Raw genomic sequence first — 18,291 nt, 5'->3', positions numbered from 1 at the left:
TCTCAGTTCTCCTGATGCGGATCCGAAAGCCCTCGGTCGCGGAACAAAGCCGCGAGTTCGCTCCGTGATCGCAGTCCGAGTTTCGCGTATGCGCGCGTGAGGTGATATTGAATGGTCTTGACGGAGAGGAACAATTCGCCGGCAGCTTCCTTGTTGGACTTGCCCGCTGCGACAAGGTCGGCGACGGCTCGTTCTTGCGGGGTCAGGTCGGTGATTCCCTTCTCCGTCCGCGAGAGGTTCAACCCGCCCGCGCGGAGTTCGCGCTCGCAGCGCTCGACGTAAGTAGCGGCGCCCAACGAGTGATACAGCTCGCGGGCGGCGCGGAGGACGACGTCGGCCTCCGCGCGTTTCCCGGCCCGGCGGAGAGTTTGGCCGTAGGCAAAATTGATTCGGGCTCGGTCGTAGGGGAGCGGCAGCGTCTCGATGCCGAGTAGTGCAGCATCGAAACTTTCTCTTGCCAAGTCGAGTTCGCCCCGTGCGCCGTGGATCCGGCCGCGAACGTAGCCGAGACGTGCCGCAGCTGAGCGGTGCTCCCGACGTCGTGCGGTCTGGTCGTGTGGTTGCAGAAAGGCGTCGGCATCATCAGCTCGCCCGACCATGACCAATGCATTGGCGTAGAGATCGACCCACGGCCAGAAGCCCGGCTCGTCGAGCCATTGTTGCGCCTTGCTCGAGGTGAGCGGAGCCAGCGCCACCAGAACTTCGGCGTAGTCGGCGGCGGCCTCGGCAACCTGGGCCCTGGCGAGAAGTGCAGGAACATACATGATTTCGTAGGCATGAATGCCGGCGTACGCACGTCGCACATGGTCACGGGCCAGTTCCCAGTTGCCGCGCAGAGCGTGAATCTGTGCTCCCGACCAGTGGACCAACGGCCGGATGATCTCGATCTCGAACCGATCCACCTCGGCACCGGCGCCCTCGACGGTCGAGAGCGCTTCGTCCCAGGCGCCGAGAGCGAATTGAGTGCGGGCGAGCCAGGCCTGTGCCCACAGTGAGATTCTTGACGAACCACTGGAAAACTCTGTGGACACCGCACTTTCGAGGTCGCGTCTGGCGGACTCCGGGTGGTCCAACGCAAGCTCGAGCCATCCGCGTCCCATCTGGAAGCGCTGTGCCTGGGCTCCGGGGCGGACACGATCGGAGAGTTCGGCGTATGCCGCGAGCGCATTCTCGGTTCTTCCGGTAGCACCGAGCCCGAGACCCTTGATCGCTTCGGACTCCACTGCTGCGGGATCAGAAGGGCCCACCAATTCGACTGCGCGGTCAACCCACTCGACGAGCGCCGTGCCATCGAGCCGAGCCAGAGAATGCAGGACCATTCGTTGGGCGATCATCGCAGCGATGCCTGGCTCACGATCCACGCTGCAGCTGTCCCACGCTCTGGTCAGAAGATCGGCGGCCTCGGTCGGTCGCCCTCTATGGATGGCGAGGTAGCCGAGGACGGCGTCGCGGAGAGGCCCGCGCGAAATACTCTCGATCTCCGGCACGAAGACCATGGCGCGGGGGATGTCACCCGATCCGGTCAGCGCGTCGACTCCGCGGAGCAGTCGGTCCTCGTGTTCGGTTCGGGCCGTGGTGAGACGGCTTGCCGTGACCATGGCGTCGGCGACTTCCGACCACGCGCCGTCGGATGCTCGTAGTGATGCGTACGCAACGAGTTCGGCGGCGAGGTCCTCGTCATGTGTGGTGCTGGCAGCGGCAAGGTGGAAAAGCCGTTCACCTTCTCCCCAAGCGATCTCGGCTGCGCGTGTGTGCAGCAGATGCAAGTGCGCGGGTCCCAACGCCCCGCGCACTGCGGCCGTGACCATCGTGCTGCTCAGTGACACCTCGGTGCTGCCGTGCTGCTCGTGGACAGAAAGGAGGCCGCTGGCGAAGGCGCTGTCCAAGGCGCCGACCACGTCGTCGATTTCGGCTAGCTGAGCAAGATGCGACAACGTCGTGCTGCGCCCGACAACTGCTGCGGCTTCGATCAACGTTCGTGCTCCCGCCGAACACGTAGCGAGGGCGGCGGCGATCGATACTGCACGATGGCGAGGGACGGGCAAAGTTCGGTGCCATTGGGTCCAATAGGTAGGTGGCAGCTCGTCGAGAAGCGAGACGATGTCGAGTGTGTTGCCCGCGGTGAAGTCCTGAAGGGCAAGCGCGACGCCGGAGCTGAGGTCGATTCCGCTTCGCATGCGCGCGATGTCGATGATGACGGGTGCGTCGATCGGGCTGATGTGCAATCGCGTCGACCAGTGCAGGTCGAGAATCTGCCTGACATCCTCGCGCAGGAACGGCGTTTCCTCGGCGACGAGGACGAACAGCAGTGGTGCCGTTCGGCCTCGATGGAGGGCGGAGGTGATTGCCTGAAGCGAGCTGACATCGCTGTGATGGGCATCGTCGACGACGATCAGGGTCAGTTGCTCCGCTGCGTCGACGATCTCGTGTGCAACGGCGACCGGGTCCGAGTTGGAAACCGGACGTTCGAGTAGTTGTTCGATCACTCCGAAGGCAGTGTTCGATTCCCACTCCAGCCCACGAGCGCGGCGGAGCGTATGAGCGGAAGAGATTTCGGCGAACCGGTCGACGAGAGTGGACTTACCGCTACCGGCATCGCCCTCGACCAGCACGAGAGTCGGCACTCCTGTCTCTGCCGCGGCCAAGGCTCGGCCGAGAACGGCGAGCTCGCGTTCTCGGCCGAGCAACAGGTCACGAAGTGTCACCCGACTACCGTAACGCCGGGCTCACCACGGGTTTCCTTTTCGGCACGGTCTCCATCGGATCGAAGTGCAGTGGCACCCAGATCAGGTGCTTGCTTCGGCACGAAGAAGGTGACGATGGCGCCCAGCACCGCGATGCCGGCGAAGACGTAGAATGCCGATTCGGAACTGATTCCGGCGCTGATCAAACTTCCGCCGATCAGTGGCCCGAATATCCCGCCCAGACGTCCGAATCCGGCGCACCACGCGACACCTGCGGCCCGAGCGGCCGTCGAATAGTAGTTGGACACGAATCCGTAGATCAGAACCTGAGTACCGATGGTTCCGACACCCGCGATGGCAACGGAGGCGAGGAGTACGGGAAGCGGGAACCCGAATGTGAACAGGAGTAGGGCGAGTGCGGCCAGGCCGAAGGTGGTTGCGACAACCCGCTGCGGACCGGTGACGTCCGCGATCTTGGAGGCGAGAAGTCCACCGATGATGGCACCGCCGTTGAGTACCAACAGGAACGAGAGCGAACCCTTCGCGTTGTATCCCGCGTTTTCCATGATCTTGGGCAGCCAGGTGTTCAGCCCGTAGGTCAGGAGGAGGCCGGCGAAGCTCATGAGGCCGAGAAGCGCGGTGCCCCAGACATATTGTCTGCTCGCCAACGCTCGGAAGCCGACCTTCTCGGCCACGGCGTCGTTGGGTCGATCTGTACCGACAGGCAATGGAATTCCGGTTTTCGAGGAAATGGCGCGAGCTTCCTCGACACGTCCGCGAGCAATCAGCCACGCGGGAGACTCGGGCAGTTTGAACCAGGCGAGTGGGAACAGGAACACCAATGGCAGCGCGCCGATGAGGAACAGTCCGCGCCATCCGATGGAATCACGGAGGACGATCGCCAGGACGGAAGCCATGACGCCACCGGCCGGGACACCGCTGTAGACGATGGCGTTGAACAGATTGCGGCGTCCCGGCGGCGCGAACTCGGCAATCATGGCTCCGGCGGTGGCGACAAGCCCACCGACACCGATGCCGGTGAAGAACCGCAGCAGACCGAAAGTGGTGATGCTGGTGGCGAACGCTGCCAGTGCCATTCCGACCGAGAACCAGATGATGTTGACCAGCATCATCTTTCGGCGACCGAAGTGATCGCCGATCGCTCCACACGTCAGTGCGCCGACCATCACTCCGACGAGTGCATACGAACCCAACGCGCCGGCCTGAGATGCGGTCAAGGTGCCGATATGGCTGGGGTCGTCCATGAGTACGGGCAGGATCGTGCCGTACACGACCAGGTCGTATCCGTCGAACAGAATGGCAATGGCGGCGATGGTAACCACCCACAACACTGACGAGCGATGGCGGGCACTGGCCCAGGAACCACGTTCGATCGAGGACATGGCGAATCTCCGTTCGAGAGATCAGGAATCGGGGGAGGCTGGATTCAGCCGAGGTCGCCACCGGCGACGGGCAGAACCGTTCCGGTGACATACGAAGCCTCTTCGGAGGCAAGGAAAGTGATAGCAGCAGCCTGTTCGTCCAGGGTGCCGTAACGCTTGAGTAGCGACGAGTCGACGGTCTGGTCGACGATCTGCTGGTACCAGGCCTTCTCCTCGTCGGTCTCGGCACCCGGCCCGCGTGCCACGACGCGTGGTGGCGCCTCGGTTCCGCCGGGAGCGGTTGCCACGACGCGTATTCCGTACTGCGCGACTTCCATCGCCAGTGCAGCGGTGATCGCGCTGACCCCGCCCTTGGCCGCCGCGTAAGGAACACGGTTGACACCGCGGGTGGCGACCGAGGAGACGTTCACGATGGTGCCGCTCGCCTGCTCGATCAGATGGGGCAGTACGGCGCGACACGTCCAGAGCGTGGGGAACAGTGATCGTGTGACCTCGGCTTGTATCTGCTGCGGCGTGTAGTGCTCGTAGGGTTTGGCCCAGATGGTCCCACCGACGTTGTTGATCAGGACGTCGATGCGTCCGAAGCGCTCCAATGCGGAATCTATTGCATTCTGGGCACCTTCGAACGTCTCGAGGTCCGCGGTCACCGAATGGGAACGTTCCAGCGGTGTCGCGATGTCGTGAACCAGTTCAGCTCGATCCACAAGCGCGACGGAACCACCTTCTGCGGAAACTCTTTCGGCAACGCTGCGCCCGATCCCCTGAGCCGCTCCGGTGACGACCACGACCCGGTCGTCGAACCGGCCGGCGAAGAATCTCGTGCTCACGACGCCACACTTTCCCGAGCGTCAGTGATGGCGCGGTGCATCGTCGACTTGGCGTGTTCGCTGTGCTGGACGATCAGATCACGGGCCGCGGTGCGATCATTCTGCTCGAATGCACTCACGATACGTGAGTGATCCTCCGCGACATGTTCGTCCACCCAATCGGCGGTGCGGAGCACTCGGTTCATCAGTTGTGTGACCTCGAGACGGTGGTATGCCTGCAGCAGCACTTCGTTTCCGGTGCAGCGGAAGAGGAAGTCGTGGAACAGGGCATTGGTTTCGGTGAATGCCGCTGCGTCCGTGAAGTGATCGCGGTCGATGGAAGCAGCCGAGTTCTCCGCCAGAATGCGGTACTCCGTCAACTGTGCCGGAGTGAGGCGGCCGATCGTGAGTTCCATTGCTCCGAGTTCGAGGGCCATCCGAGCGTCGAACTGTGCGTCCGACTCCGTGACCGGCAGATGTTCTTCACCGATCTCGTACGTGCCGGCAGCTGATTCTTCGGCCGAGGCTGCCGGTGAATCAGCCGGTGCTGCCGCATTGTTGAACTTTTCGAAGTAGAAGTTCGTGGGTGTGATTGATACGTCCTTGAAGTGCAGACGTACGGCTTCGACCATCGGCGGCGGGCCGCACAGGTAGACGTCTACGTTGCCGTCGTCGAGGTGATCGGGCTCGATCAAGCCCGTGACATAGCCCTTGTTCGGTGCTGTGCTGTCGGGATCGGATACGCAGTAGTCGAAGGTGAACTGGGGTAGAGACTCCGCGTAGTCGTGCAGTTTGTCGAGTTCGACGAGATCGGTGTCGGAGCTGACGCCGTAGACCAGATGGACGGGCCGAGTGGAGCTTTCGGTACGCATCTTCTCCAGTATGGAGAGCAGCGGGGCCAAGCCGGTTCCACCGGCAAGCAGTAGGGCTCTCCGTTGACCTGACCGGAGGAAGAAGCTACCCATCGGTCCGGTCAATTCGAGAGTGTCGCCTACCTGCGCACGCTGACTGAGATACTCGGACATCAGACCACCCGGGGTGATCTTGACCAGGAACGACGCCGACTCGACCTCAGGGCCGGAGCTGAACGAGTACGACCGCGTCGCTTCAGTTCCGGGAACGAGGATGTTCACGTACTGACCGGGGAGGAAGACCAGATCTGCGCGGTTGTCGACTGCGACGGTGAAACCCACCGTGGAATCCGAATGGCGAATGATCTCGGTGATGGTGGACGTGTACGAACCGGCAGTGGTCTGGGCGACCGCCGACGTGGTGGGAATCTGCAGCACGAGATCAGATTCCGGCACCATCTGGCACGGGAGGCAGTATCCCTGCTCGGCCTCGTCGTCCGTCAGGGCCTCCTCGATGTAGTCGCCGGCGTCGAAAGTACCTGACTCACAGAGTGATTTGCAGGTGCCGCAAGCTCCGTCGCGGCAGTCGAGCGGAATGTTGATTCGTGCGCGGTACGACGCGTCCGCGACGGTCTCGTCGGTGTTGCATTCGACGAAGCGGGTGATGCCGTCTTCGAAACTCAGGGCTACTTGAAAGGTCGGCGCAGCTTGAATGCTCATGGGAAACAGCTCGATTCGAAGGGAAGTCGTGTCAGAAGTGGTAGATGTCGACCACGTGATGGATGTAGTCGTTCTTGAGGACTACCTTCTTCTTCATGATCAACGGCTGCTCGCCCGAGAAGTCGATCGTATAGTGCGAGGTGCCGAAGTAGGTGTCGACTGTGTTGTAGCGGAAGTACAGCGTGAACCAATTGAAGCGGACGTCGACGACGAAGCCGCGTTCTTCGATCACTTCCACGTTGGTGATGTTGTGACCGGTGCGGGGCTCGGGAAGGCTTGTCGCGCTGGAACGGTCAGTCCTGATTCGGAACACGCGGTCCTCGATACCGCCGCGATTCGGGTAGTAGATCAGGGAGATCTCTGCGGCCGGGTCCGTGGTCAGCTCGCCGTCGTCCGCCCATGCGGGCATCCAGTACTCGGAATCGGGGTGGTAGCACTCGATCCACTTCTCGAACTCGCGATCGTCCAGATAGCGAGCCTCACGGTAGAGAAACTGCTGCACTGTTTCGAGGGCGACGGCATTGGTGGTGGTGACAGTCATGGTGATCGTCCTCAGATGGTCCGGTTGGAAGCGGCTTGCTCGGCATCTACGGCCGCAAGCATGGCGTCGCGCCAGTACCCGTGCTGAATGGGATACAAGCCTTCGTCCTCGGTCTTGGCTCCGCTCGAGAGCACGCGATTCATGCCGAGATCCTTCGCGACGTCGTTCGGACCGGGAATCTGGTGTGTGACGCCACGGCTGAGGTCGTTCCACGGGGCGCCGGCTGCCTGGTAGGTCTTCTGGCAGGAACGGAACTCTTCGAGATCGTCCGGGGTGGCCATACCGCTGGCATTGAAGAAGTCCTCGTACTGACGGATGCGGTTGCTGCGCGCTTCGGCGCTCTCTCCCTTGGGCGCGATGCAGTAGATGGTGACTTCGGTCTGGTCCACGGAGATCGGACGGAAGTGCCGGATCTGGCTGCTGAATTGATCCATGAGGTAGACGTTCGGGTACAGGCAGAGGTTCCTCGACGCACCGACCATGAATTCGGCCTTCTTGGAACCGAACTGAGCCTCCAGTTCTGCTTTGCGTTCGAACAGGGGCCGGTCCTCGGGATTGCCCCACCACATCCAGAGCAGGAGGTGGCCGTAGTCGTAGGAGAAGTATCCACCGCCCTGCTTCCCCCAGGTGCCGGCGTCCATGGCTTTGGTCTCGTTGGACGATTCACCGGCGGTGCGGCGAGCGGTGGTAGCGGCGTAGTTCCAGTGCGTCGAAGACACGTGGTAGCCGTCGGCACCGTTCTCGGTCTGCAACTTCCAGTTGCCGTCGTAGGTGTAGGTGGATGCACCGCGCAGAACTTCGAGTCCGTCAGGTGACTGATCGACGATCATGTCGATGACCTTCGTGGTGTCACCGAGGTGCTCTTCGAGTGGCAGCACGTCGGGGTTGAGGCTGCCGAAGAGGAAGCCGCGATAGTTCTCGAACCGCGCCACCCTGGTTAGGTCGTGTGAGCCGTCTTTGTTGAACTGCTCCGGATAGCCACCGGTGCGAGCGTCCTTGGCCTTGAGGAGTTTTCCGCTGTTGTTGAAGGTCCAGCCGTGGAACGGGCAGGTGAAGGTGGTTCGGTTGTCGGTCTTACGGCGACAGAGCATCGCACCGCGGTGGCTGCATGCGTTGATCAGCGCACCCAATTCGCCGTCCTTGTTGCGGGTGATCACAATGGGCTGACGGCCCATGTAGGTGGTGAAGTAGTCGCCGACGTTTGGGATCTGGCTCTCGTGCGCGAGGTAGATCCAATTGCCTTCGAAGATGTGCGTCATCTCGAGTTCGAACAGTTGCTCGTCCGTGAAGACGCTGCGCCGCACCTGGTAGCGGCCGGTCTCCGGGTCCTCGACGAGCGCGTCGTCGAGGACGGCGCGGATGTTCGCGAACTGGTCGGTGCCGCGGGCAGCATCCAACATATCCGTCATGGGTGTCCTCCAGATAAGAGTGGGCGCCTACCGAGAAAGCCGAGGGCTGTCGGACCAAATCGGTGGACCCGCTTTCCGGACGGGGCTGCGTCCGGTACTGAATTCACCTTGACATCGTGTGTCTCGGGTCACACTAGGCAATTGCCTAGTCCTGACCAAGGGTGCAGTGTTCGTCGAATTCTGCTGATGGGCCATGCCTGCTGAAGACGACGAGCAGGGCGGACTCGACATCGCGAGTCCGCCCTACCTGCCGAGGGGATTACCGGTTCTTGAAGAACGAGACGTCGTCGTTGCCGATGAGGTCAGGGACCGTCCAGCCGTCGAGGTCGTATTCACTCAAGCACTGCTCGGCCAGTCCCTTCATGGAACTTGCGTGTCCACGATTCTGGGCTGCGAACAGCAGTTCGGCTTTGACGTTCTCGTGATTGCCGGAGTAGTTGCGCTCGTAGAGTTCGTGTCGGCCGCCGAACTCGGTCCCGATCGAATCCCACAGCGCCTTCATGACTTTCACGCGGTCGACGGCGGTGATGCCGTCGGAACCGCGAACGTACTTGTCGAGGTACGGACGCACGTCCGGGCTCTTGAAGTCGAGTGAACTCGAAGGCAGGTAGATCAAGCCCGACGCGACGTCCTGTTCGATGATCTCCTTGATCCGCGGGTACCCCTGGATCATGAACATTCGATAGGTGAGGCCGTACTCGAGCTTCGGGATCACCGAATCGCCGACCCACTGTTCGGGATCGCGTGCCATCGATTCGGTCAACGACCAGAAGAGGTTTCGCCACCCGATCACCTCACCGACACGGGTCTGGACTCCGCGGAAGCCGCCGGCGCCGGTGGCTTCGAGTGCCTTCATCAACAGTCCGGCGATGAAGTCGAGCTTGACGGCCAGGCGAGTGCAGCCCTGAAAGGTGAAGCGCGGCAGGAAGCCCGATTGAGGGAAGAATGCGTTGATCCGGTCGACGTCGCCGTACATGAAGACGTTTTCCCACGGAACCAACACCTTGTCGAAGACGAAGATGGTGTCGTTCTCGTCCATGCGACTCGACAGCGGATAATCGAACGGACTGCCCATCACCGCAGCATGTTCGGTGTACGAGGTGCGGCAGATCAGCTTCACACCCGGCGCGTCCATCGGTACCGTGCAGATCAGGGCGAACTGCTTCTTCTTGATCGGCAGACCGTAGTGAGCGATGAAGTTGTAGTTCGTGATCGCCGATCCGGTGGCGACCACTTTGGCGCCGCTGACGATCAAACCTGCGTCGGTTTCCTTCTCCACCTTCATGAAGACGTCACCGACCTCGTCCGGTGGAAGTTGGCGATCCACCGGGGGATTGATGATCGCGTGGTTCCAGTACAGAACTTTCTCCTGCGATTCGCGGTACCAGCGTTCGGCGTTGTCCTGGAACGGTGCGTACAACTCCTTGTTGGCGTGGAGGGTGCCCAGGAAACTCGCCTTGTAGTCGGGGGAACGGCCCATCCAGCCGTAGGTCATACGAGCCCACGTCGCGATGGCGTCGCGTTCCTTGAGCAGATCGGCCGACGACGTCGGAGTGCGGAAGAACGGCATGGTGACACCGCCGTTGCCCGTGTCCGTCGGAACGGTCAAGGCGTCCACGTGCTCGCCCGTATGCAGAGCGTCGTACAGCCTTGCGGTCATGCGGATCGGATTCCGGAACGCGGGGTGCGTCGTGACGTCCTTGACGCGATCACCGTGAAGCCAGATCTCGCGGCCGTCCTGCAGGCTCGAGATGTACTCGTCACCGGTCATCGGTCGGGTGGCGAAGTTCTTCGTGCGGTTGGCTTCGCAATCGGCGGCCGGATTGACCTGTGGCGCTCCGGAATCTGCGGGATCGACGCCGGTGGGAGGAATTTCGGTGGTCGTCATGGCAAAGCCTTTCAGATCGTTTGGGGTGCGGGCTGAAGATGAATCGGGGTGAACGAAGTGGTGGCGTCGAACCAGCCGCTGTGGGGGTCGTCCTGACTTCCGTTCCAGACTGTGGTCGACGAGGTAGCGCCTAGATCGTGAAAAGTGCTTCGGTAGAACAGAAGCGGATCCTTGCCACTCGACTGAGCGTCGACGATCTCGCCGATGAAGATGATGTGGTCACCGCCGTCGTACTCCCTCCACGGGACGCACGAGATGGTTGCTGCGGCGCCGTCGAGCAGGGGAGCGGTCGGTCCGTCGATCCACCTCGGCTCGGTGCGCTGCGGTCGGCCGGCAAAATGCATGGCCGTGTCCACTTGGTCGGAGGCAAGGATGTTGACCGCAAACGGCGCGTTGCCGAGGTAGCCGCACGCCTTGGACTTGCGAGTCATCGTGATCTGGCACAGCCGTGGTTCCAGGGAAATGGCCGTGAATGCGGTGACCGTGGCTCCGTGTGGTTGACCGTCGGCATTGGTACAGGTGATGACGGTGACGCCGCTCGCGAATTGACCGAAGATTCCTCGAAGCTGATTTTGTTCCATGACCGGACCTCCTTGTCGGATGGCGGTTGAGTGAGAGTGCCGCGAAGTGCGGGAGGGAAGTAGTGGGCGACTCGCGCCGGGAGTGAAGACGAACGTACGGCGGGCGCAGGCTTCGGTCGATCCGTACAGCGCGGTGGCTATCCGGATTGCGCACCCGATCGCGGCCCGTACCCGTTTTCTCTTGGAAGTGACCGGGGACACAGTGTTCAATGATGTTCAGCGCCCTTGCTCGGCAATGTGGCTGGTCACGGGTTTGGAAGGTGAAGAAGGACGATGGTCGACTCCATGATCGGTACTGCTCCCCGCGACTGGGACGAGGCGTGTCATGCGGTTTCGGACGCCTATTTTCCGCACACGCTGACGCCGTTGTCACGGCATGCGGCCAGTGGAGTCGGGGTGTGCACCACCGAGTTGGGACCGCTGAGGATCGCTCATATTCGGTGGGGAGCTGACGTCGCCGTCGAATCCGATCATCCCGGTGCCTATGGGGTGAACATCCCGCTCTCGGGCGAGCTCGAGTCGGTGTTCGCGGGCTCGCACGTGCTCTCGACGCAGGGTGTTGCGACGGTATGTCCACCCGACATCACGACGAGAATTACGCGGTGGAGTGCGGACTGCGAGATCGTCGGAGTCCGGATGGACCGTCAGTACCTCGACCGTGAGATGGAAAAGGTTCTCGGTCGACCCGGAATGCACTTGCCTGATCAGGTGGATCTTCGGGGCGACGACGGAGCCAGATGGCTGAAATTTGTTCGCTCACTGTCGGATCAGATACTCGGCCCGGTCGGCGTGCTGCACAACGAACTGGTGGCAGGTCAGCTCTCCGGCGCCGTGGTCACGGCATTCGTCCTTGCCGCAATGCCCGAAAGCGAGGACGCGGTGCGACACGCCAGGCCACGCATCGTCAAGCGGGTGCTCGACGAGATGCACGACGACCCGGCCCGCGTGTGGACCGCAGCCGAGATGGCGGAGGTGGCGGGCGTCAGCGTACGGAGATTGCAGGAGGGATTTCGGCAGTACGTGGGCCGGAGTCCGTCGGAATGCCTGCTCGACATCCGTCTCGCGCGGGTCCATGCAGATCTGGTGGATGCCGACGACTCGACGACGGTCACCGATGTCGCTGTGAGATGGGGTTTCACGCACACCGGACGGTTCGCGTCGTCCTTTCGGCGTAAGTACGGATTGCTGCCTTCCGAGGTGTTGAGGCGCTAGCTTCGGTACCCCATGTCCGCGCTGAGTTGGTTCGCCTTCTCGACGAGGAAAGGCGCGACGTCGGCGCGGAAAGCTTCCGGGGATGTTCGTCCGGCCGAGGTCGAACACGCTGTCACTCCGACGACGCTTCCACCGGCGTCGCGGACGGGAGCAGCGAGGGAAATCAGGCCGTCTTCCAGTTCCTCCGATGTGAGCGCGTATCCCTGCTCGCGCACCACCCGGAGGGCGGTATGGAATGCGCCTTCGTCGGTGATCGTGGTGGGTGTGAGGGCGTCGAACGTGGAGTTCGCGATGACGTTGTCGACGATTTCGGTTGGCGCCCAAGCTAGCAGGGCTCGACCCATGGAGGTGGCATATGCAGGCACTCGGGTGCCGACGCTGACGTTGATGCTCATGATCCGCCGGACGGGTACACGCGCGGCGTAGACCACGTCGACACCGTCGAGCACCCCGAGCGACGCCGACTCGTGGGTGTGTTCTGCGATCTCCAACAGACGAGGGAGCGCCGCCTCTGTCAAAGCATGTGATGCCGAGAAGTGCTGCCCGATACTCAGAACGCGTGGGGTGAGCGACCACCGACTGTTGTTGCCGGTGACGTATCCGAGCTTCTGCAGCGTGAGGAGGATGCGCCGGACCGCGGGGCGGGAGAGACCCGTTTCGGCGGCAAGATCGGCGAGCGACGGGTTGGGGTTCTTCTCGTCGAAGGCCGTCAGCACAGCAAATCCACGCTCGATGCTCTGGATGTAATCGCGATCGTTCTCGCTCACGGAATGGCCTTTCATCTGCGGGTATGCCCGATCGACGCCTTCGAAGGTTGACAAACCTTGTGACTGGGCGCACAGTACAAGCGTACGCACAGCGTAACAGATGTACGCAGAGCGTACAACCCAAACTTGGGGAGCCGACGCAGCCCAGCAGTACGGCACCCACCCGGTAACAGCCACATACGGCCCCGAGGAGGACCACATGACCACTTCCGAGAGCCCCACCGCAGTAGGTTCGGGTACTGCCGCCACCGACAAGTTCCTCCAGGAACGAGTCAGCGCGGACACCCCGCCCGAACGCGTCTCGGCCATCGCCAAGGACGTGCTCGAGGCACTCGCAGGCGTCATCGACAAGCACGGCATCACCTACCCCGAGTACCGCGTCCTCAAGCAGTGGCTCATCGACATCGGCCAGTTCGGCGAGTGGCCCCTGTGGCTGGACGTCTTCCTCGAGCACAACGTCGAGGAGGTCGCGTACCGCGGCCAGCACGGCACCAAGGGAAGCATCGAGGGCCCGTACTACGTTGCCGATGCCAAGACGTTGCCTGCCAAGTGTGAACTTCCGATGCGTGACAACGAGGTTGGATCGAAGCTGGTCTTCGAGGGCCAGGTTCGCGATCTCGACGGCAAGGGGTTGGGCGGTGCAACCGTCGAACTCTGGCACGCGGACGACGAAGGCTACTACTCCCATTTCGCGCCGCACATCCCCGACGGCAACCTCCGCGGAACGATCGTCGCCGACGACGAGGGACGCTTCGAGATCACCACGATTCAGCCTGCGCCGTACCAGATCCCGACCGACGGCCCCACCGGCTGGTTCATCGAGAAGGCCGGCTGGCACCCGTGGCGTCCGGCTCACCTGCACCTCATGGTGAAGGCTCCCGGTAAGCGCACCATCACCACCCAGCTCTATTTCAAGGATGGAGAGTGGATCGAGAACGACGTGGCAACGGCGACGAAGCCCGAACTGATTCTCGATCCGAAGCCAGGTGCCGACGGAACCAACCGGGTCACATACGACTTCGTGCTCGATCCGGCCTGATCCACAACTGCTCTGAAGAAAGTGATTTGATGACAGACCTGTCGATCGTCTCCATCGAGACGACCATCCTCGACGTTCCGCTGGTTCGCCCCCACAAGTTCGCCACCACGTCGATGACGGCGCAGCCGTTGTTGCTGGTCGCGATTCGCACCTCCGACGGGGTGATCGGATACGGCGAAGGAGTCGTTCCGGGCGGGCCGTGGTGGGGTGGCGAATCGGTGGAGACGATGCAGGTCATCATCGAGAAGTACATCGCTCCCGTGGTGGTCGGCAGGCGCGTGGATCACATCACCGCGATCATGGCCGACATCGAAAAAGTTGTTGCCAATGCACGATTCGCGAAGGCCGCCGTCGACGTGGCGTTGCACGACGCCTGGGCGCGTAGCCTGGGAGTCCCCGTGCACACGCTCCTCGGCGGGGCTTTCCGCGAGAGTGTCGACGTCACGTGGGCACTGGGTGCTGCGCCGGCGGACGAGATCATCGAAGAAGCTCACGAAAAGCTCGAATCCCGGCTCAATTTCAGCTTCAAACTGAAAATGGGAGCACTCGATCCAGCAGTCGACGTCGCGCGCATCGTCAACATCGCGCAGGCGCTGGACGGCCACGCCGGAGTCCGTGTCGACGTCAACGCACGGTGGGATCGCTTCACTGCCCTGCGGTACTTGCCACAACTCGCCGAGGGTGGAGTCGAACTGATCGAACAACCCACTCCGGCAGACCAAATCGAGGTCCTCGCCGAACTCAGTAGGCTTCTACCGATTCCGATCATGGCCGACGAGAGTGTGCAGACCCCACACGACGCTCTGGAAATCGCCCGCCGGAGCGCCGCCGATGTCATCGCCCTCAAGACCACCAAATGTGGTGGCCTCCAGCGCAGCCGCGACATCGTCGCGATTGCCAAGGCCGCCGGTATCGCGTGCCACGGTGCGACGTCCATCGAAGGCCCGATCGGCACCGCCGCTTCGTTGCACTTCGCGTGCGCCGAGCCCGGAATCAACTTCGGAACAGAGCTTTTCGGCCCACTGCTCTTCAGCGAAGAGTTGCTTCAGGAACCCCTGAAGTATTCCGAGGGTCAGTTGCACCTCCCCGCCGGACCTGGCCTGGGAGTCGAACTGAACATGGACGCCGTCAAGACCTGGACCAGGAACTAGAGGATAGAAGAACATGGCACTCTTTCACGTTCGGATGGACGTCGATATTCCGCGCGACCTGGATCCGGAAATACGCGCCGATACCGTCGCAACGGAGAAGGCGTACTCGCAAGACCTTCAGCGACAGGGAAAGTGGGTACATCTGTGGCGAATTGTGGGACAGTTCAGCAACATCAGCATCTTCGATGTCGAGTCGGCTGACGAACTCCATGAGATTCTCTGGAACCTGCCCCTGTTCCCGTACATGACCATCGAGGTCATGCCGTTGACGCAGCACGGATCTTCGATCAAGTAGCCCGCCATGTCTGCCGTGTCTGCCACGCCTGCGAGCCTGCCGGAATCTGTGCAGCAGTGGCACTGCGAGATGTCGGAGACCTTCGGTGGCCTGTGCCCCGAGAGTTCCGTCGATGCCGCGCCTGTCGGTACGGTCAGCGGCGTAAGTCTCGGGGACGTAGGCGCTTTCGACATCTCCGGTTCGCCGCAGATACTCCGGCGGAGCGCACGCGCAGCGAAGCGACACGGTAGTGATCTGCTCAAGATCTGCACGGTCCGAACCGGGAGCGCGATACTGCGCCAATCGGACCGCGAGTTGACGGCCCCGCCCGGCGCGATGATTTTCTACGACGTCGAGCATTCGTACGCGCTGCGTTTCGACGGTCACTGGTCGTGCACCGTCATGACCCTACCGCGCAGTGCGGTGAGTCTGACCGAGCGAGAACTGAATTGCGCGCTCGAGCGCACCCACGACGGTCGGCGTGGGTCCGGTGCATTGCTGGAAAATTTCATCTCGGGCGCTGTTGCATCCCAGGTCGACGGCAGCGCAGCCGGGCTTCTCGGAGATGCTGGAGTCAATCTCGCTTCGGCAGTTCTGATGCAAGGATCTGCGCCCGCGACACCCGGACGTTCGACGCGAGAGGAGATCTTGCGATATGCGCTTCGGAATCTCGACTCACCAGACCTCTCGGTCGCGTCGATCGCCGGTGCGTTGCACCTGTCGCCGCGAACCGTTCAGCGTCACTTCGGTGACGGGGATCTGACCCTCAGTGCGCTGATTCGCCGCGAACGGTTGATCCGCGTGCGCCGCGATCTCACCGACGTCTCACTGCGGGGTCATTCGATCTCCATCCTGGCCGCACGATGGTGTTTCCATGACGCATCAGCGTTTTCGCGTGCGTTCAAAGCGGAATTCGGTGCGGCGCCGTCGGAAGTACGTAACTCGCCTGATCCGAACGCCCGCGAACGTCACTGATCTGTCGCATCCGAACAACAAACGTGTCCGATCACGACAACTGGGAGCCCGAATACCGGGGCAGAGTGTGTTTTCAGATCGCTTTTTCAGGCTCGCGAAGAGCTCAGGTCCACGAACAGCGAGGACCGCAGCGAAAGCTACGAATCGAGGAACGCATGACGAATCTGCTCGCTCATCAGCAATGGCACGGAAAGATTTTCGACGGCCAATGGATCGACGGAGGCGGTGACACCGTCGAGTCGCTCGAACCGGCTACCGGCGAGGTGCTCGGTGTGATCGGCACGGCGACTGCTGCGGATATCGATCGAGCGGCACACATCGCGTCAGCCGCGCAGCCGGCGTGGGCGGCGACGATCGGGCAGGCTCGCGCTTCGGTGATCCGTAAGGCAGCGCAGATTTTGGAAGCCGAGCGAGCCGAGGTGGAGCGCTGGTTGATCCGTGAAGGTGGTTCCGTACCAGGGAAAGCCGCATTCGAAGTTGATCTTGTCATCTCCGAACTGTGGGAAGCCTCGGCACTGCCGACACAGCCGTTCGGGCACCTTCTGCCCGCCAGCCAGGAGGGGCGCACGAGCATCGGTCGCCGGGTGCCCCTGGGTGTGGTCGGCGTGATCAGCCCGTGGAATTTCCCGCTTCTCCTCGCCATGCGCGCTGTCGCCCCCGCCTTGGCGCTCGGAAATGGCGTCGTTCTCAAGCCGGATGTTCAAACCGCGATCAGCGGGGGTGCGGTCATCGCGGAATTGTTCACGTCCGCAGGTCTTCCCGAAGGCCTCCTGCATGTGCTCGCCGGTGACGCGGAACCTGGTCAGGCATTGTGCGAGAGCCCGAGCATCGCGATGGTGTCCTTCACGGGTTCGACCGCCGTCGGCCGTCAGGTCGGGGCAACTGCCGGTCGCACGCTCAAGCGTGTCTCGCTGGAACTGGGTGGGAACAATGCGCTGATCGTCCTCGACGACGCAGACCTGGATGCCGCGAGCTCGGCGGGCGCGTGGGGTTCGTTCCTGCATCAGGGGCAGGTCTGCATGACCGCAGGCCGCCACATCGTGTTGGAATCGGTCGCCGATCAGTACCTGGACCTGCTGGCCAAGCGCGCAGCGGTCCTGCCGGTCGGGGATCCCAATACAGGCGACGTCGCTCTCGGACCGCTCATCAACGCGCGGCAGATTGCGAACGTCGATCGAATCGTCCAGGGCACCAAGGCGGCCGGCGCCGAAATCCGCGCCGGTGGAACATACGAAGGGCTCTTCTATCAGCCGACCGTCCTGGCCGGAGTCACCTCGGACATGCCCGCGTTCCGTGAAGAAATCTTCGGGCCCGTGGCGCCCGTCGTGATCGTCAAGGACGAAGACGAGGCAGTCAGGTCGGCCAATGACAGCGAATACGGTCTGGTTGCTGCCATTCAAACAGGATCGGTTGAACGCGGCGAGCGGATCGCGGACCGACTGCGTACCGGCATCGTGCACATCAACGATCAGACTTTGAACAACGATGCCTATGCACCATTCGGTGGCACGGGTGCCTCCGGAAACGGCGCGAGATTCGGAACTCAAAGCAGTTGGGACGAATTCACCACCTGGCAGTGGCGAACCAGCCGGCCAGCGGCGCAGACCTTCCCCTTCTGAAGTCGAAAGGTACTCCTATGCACACCATCTCGGCTCACGATCTTCCCATCGTGTTGCAGGACGGCGAATTCGAATTGCGAATGCGAGAAGAAGGCGACATGATCGTCAACTTCGTCAAAATTCCTGCTGGTGCAGACTTCGCCGAACCGTTCGCACAATTGGAAGGCGGGCGCTGTCAATGTCCGCACTACGGATACGTCTTGAAAGGAAGGATCTACACAGATTCCGAAGCAGGTCGGCAAACCTACGATGCCGGCGACGTGTTCTACTGGGCACCCGGTCACGTTCCCGGAGCGATTGACGACTCGGAGTATGTCGACTTTGCTCCCAAGGCTGAATTCCTCGAAACTGATCGACGGAGTGCGTAAGGC

At 62.1% G+C, this 18,291-nt stretch carries 16 protein-coding genes; 7 read left to right on the top strand and 9 right to left on the bottom strand.

Annotated features, from left to right (window positions below; all coding sequences use genetic code 11):
* Nucleotides 1–2: 2 nt before the first annotated feature.
* The 8 genes from RHP72_RS26240 to RHP72_RS26205 form a co-directional block, all read right to left on the bottom strand.
* Nucleotides 3–2,705 carry a LuxR C-terminal-related transcriptional regulator gene (locus RHP72_RS26240; RefSeq protein ID WP_311094005.1) on the bottom strand — a complete coding sequence of 901 codons (2,703 nt, stop codon included), beginning with the start codon at nucleotides 2,703–2,705 and terminating at the stop codon, nucleotides 3–5.
* Nucleotides 2,702–4,087 carry an aromatic acid/H+ symport family MFS transporter gene (locus RHP72_RS26235; RefSeq protein WP_007729781.1) on the bottom strand — a complete coding sequence of 462 codons (1,386 nt, stop codon included), beginning with the start codon at nucleotides 4,085–4,087 and terminating at the stop codon, nucleotides 2,702–2,704. The genes RHP72_RS26240 and RHP72_RS26235 overlap by 4 nt, the downstream gene beginning before the upstream one ends.
* A gap of 44 nt (nucleotides 4,088–4,131) precedes the next feature.
* Nucleotides 4,132–4,914 carry a 1,6-dihydroxycyclohexa-2,4-diene-1-carboxylate dehydrogenase gene (locus RHP72_RS26230; protein WP_007729779.1) on the bottom strand — a complete coding sequence of 261 codons (783 nt, stop codon included), beginning with the start codon at nucleotides 4,912–4,914 and terminating at the stop codon, nucleotides 4,132–4,134.
* Nucleotides 4,911–6,464: a benzoate 1,2-dioxygenase electron transfer component BenC gene (benC, locus tag RHP72_RS26225; RefSeq protein ID WP_311094004.1), complete on the bottom strand. Its 1,554-nt coding sequence runs from the start codon at nucleotides 6,462–6,464 to the stop codon at nucleotides 4,911–4,913. The genes RHP72_RS26230 and benC overlap by 4 nt, the downstream gene beginning before the upstream one ends.
* Before the next feature lie 31 nt (nucleotides 6,465–6,495).
* A complete protein-coding gene (gene benB / locus RHP72_RS26220) occupies nucleotides 6,496–7,005 on the bottom strand; it encodes a benzoate 1,2-dioxygenase small subunit (protein ID WP_003939939.1) in 510 nt (169 codons plus the stop codon).
* Between the two features lie 11 nt (nucleotides 7,006–7,016).
* On the bottom strand, nucleotides 7,017–8,414 hold the full coding sequence (gene benA / locus RHP72_RS26215) for a benzoate 1,2-dioxygenase large subunit (protein WP_003940124.1): 1,398 nt from the start codon (nucleotides 8,412–8,414) through the stop codon (nucleotides 7,017–7,019).
* A gap of 259 nt (nucleotides 8,415–8,673) precedes the next feature.
* Nucleotides 8,674–10,302 carry a 4-hydroxyphenylacetate 3-hydroxylase family protein gene (locus RHP72_RS26210; protein ID WP_003939685.1) on the bottom strand — a complete coding sequence of 543 codons (1,629 nt, stop codon included), beginning with the start codon at nucleotides 10,300–10,302 and terminating at the stop codon, nucleotides 8,674–8,676.
* A gap of 11 nt (nucleotides 10,303–10,313) precedes the next feature.
* Nucleotides 10,314–10,883, bottom strand: a complete 570-nt coding sequence (locus RHP72_RS26205) for a flavin reductase family protein (RefSeq protein WP_007729773.1) — start codon at nucleotides 10,881–10,883, stop codon at nucleotides 10,314–10,316.
* A 273-nt stretch (nucleotides 10,884–11,156) separates the two neighbouring features.
* Between RHP72_RS26205 and RHP72_RS26200 the strand changes: the two genes are divergently transcribed.
* A complete protein-coding gene (locus RHP72_RS26200; protein WP_042447172.1) occupies nucleotides 11,157–12,095 on the top strand; it encodes an AraC family transcriptional regulator in 939 nt (312 codons plus the stop codon).
* On the opposite strand, the gene RHP72_RS26195 is transcribed toward RHP72_RS26200, so the two are convergent.
* Nucleotides 12,092–12,862: an IclR family transcriptional regulator gene (locus tag RHP72_RS26195; RefSeq protein WP_003939932.1), complete on the bottom strand. Its 771-nt coding sequence runs from the start codon at nucleotides 12,860–12,862 to the stop codon at nucleotides 12,092–12,094. The genes RHP72_RS26200 and RHP72_RS26195 overlap by 4 nt on opposite strands.
* 199 nt (nucleotides 12,863–13,061) lie before the next feature.
* Here RHP72_RS26195 and catA point away from each other — a divergent pair, with 199 nt between their 5' ends.
* From catA to RHP72_RS26165, 6 genes are all read left to right on the top strand, one after another.
* Nucleotides 13,062–13,901: a catechol 1,2-dioxygenase gene (gene catA / locus RHP72_RS26190; RefSeq protein WP_003940427.1), complete on the top strand. Its 840-nt coding sequence runs from the start codon at nucleotides 13,062–13,064 to the stop codon at nucleotides 13,899–13,901.
* Nucleotides 13,902–13,930: 29 nt separating this feature from the next.
* On the top strand, nucleotides 13,931–15,052 hold the full coding sequence (locus RHP72_RS26185) for a muconate/chloromuconate family cycloisomerase (RefSeq protein WP_003940572.1): 1,122 nt from the start codon (nucleotides 13,931–13,933) through the stop codon (nucleotides 15,050–15,052).
* Nucleotides 15,053–15,065: 13 nt separating this feature from the next.
* Nucleotides 15,066–15,347: a muconolactone Delta-isomerase gene (gene catC / locus RHP72_RS26180; RefSeq protein WP_042925169.1), complete on the top strand. Its 282-nt coding sequence runs from the start codon at nucleotides 15,066–15,068 to the stop codon at nucleotides 15,345–15,347.
* 6 nt (nucleotides 15,348–15,353) lie between these two features.
* Nucleotides 15,354–16,301 (top strand): helix-turn-helix domain-containing protein, encoded by a 948-nt coding sequence (locus RHP72_RS26175; protein WP_283551684.1) that lies wholly within the window; start codon nucleotides 15,354–15,356, stop codon nucleotides 16,299–16,301.
* A gap of 155 nt (nucleotides 16,302–16,456) precedes the next feature.
* Nucleotides 16,457–17,920 carry a benzaldehyde dehydrogenase gene (locus RHP72_RS26170; protein ID WP_065351504.1) on the top strand — a complete coding sequence of 488 codons (1,464 nt, stop codon included), beginning with the start codon at nucleotides 16,457–16,459 and terminating at the stop codon, nucleotides 17,918–17,920.
* Nucleotides 17,921–17,937: 17 nt separating this feature from the next.
* Entirely contained in the window at nucleotides 17,938–18,288 is a 351-nt protein-coding gene (locus RHP72_RS26165; RefSeq protein ID WP_311094003.1) for a hypothetical protein, read from the top strand.
* Nucleotides 18,289–18,291 lie beyond the last annotated feature (3 nt).

Origin of the sequence: Rhodococcus sp. SG20037 (genome assembly GCF_031763325.1) — a bacterium.
GTDB lineage: Bacteria > Actinomycetota > Actinomycetes > Mycobacteriales > Mycobacteriaceae > Rhodococcus_F > Rhodococcus_F qingshengii.
Note: the sequence above shows the minus strand (reverse complement) of the source record. Positions and strands in the feature narration are given on the sequence as shown.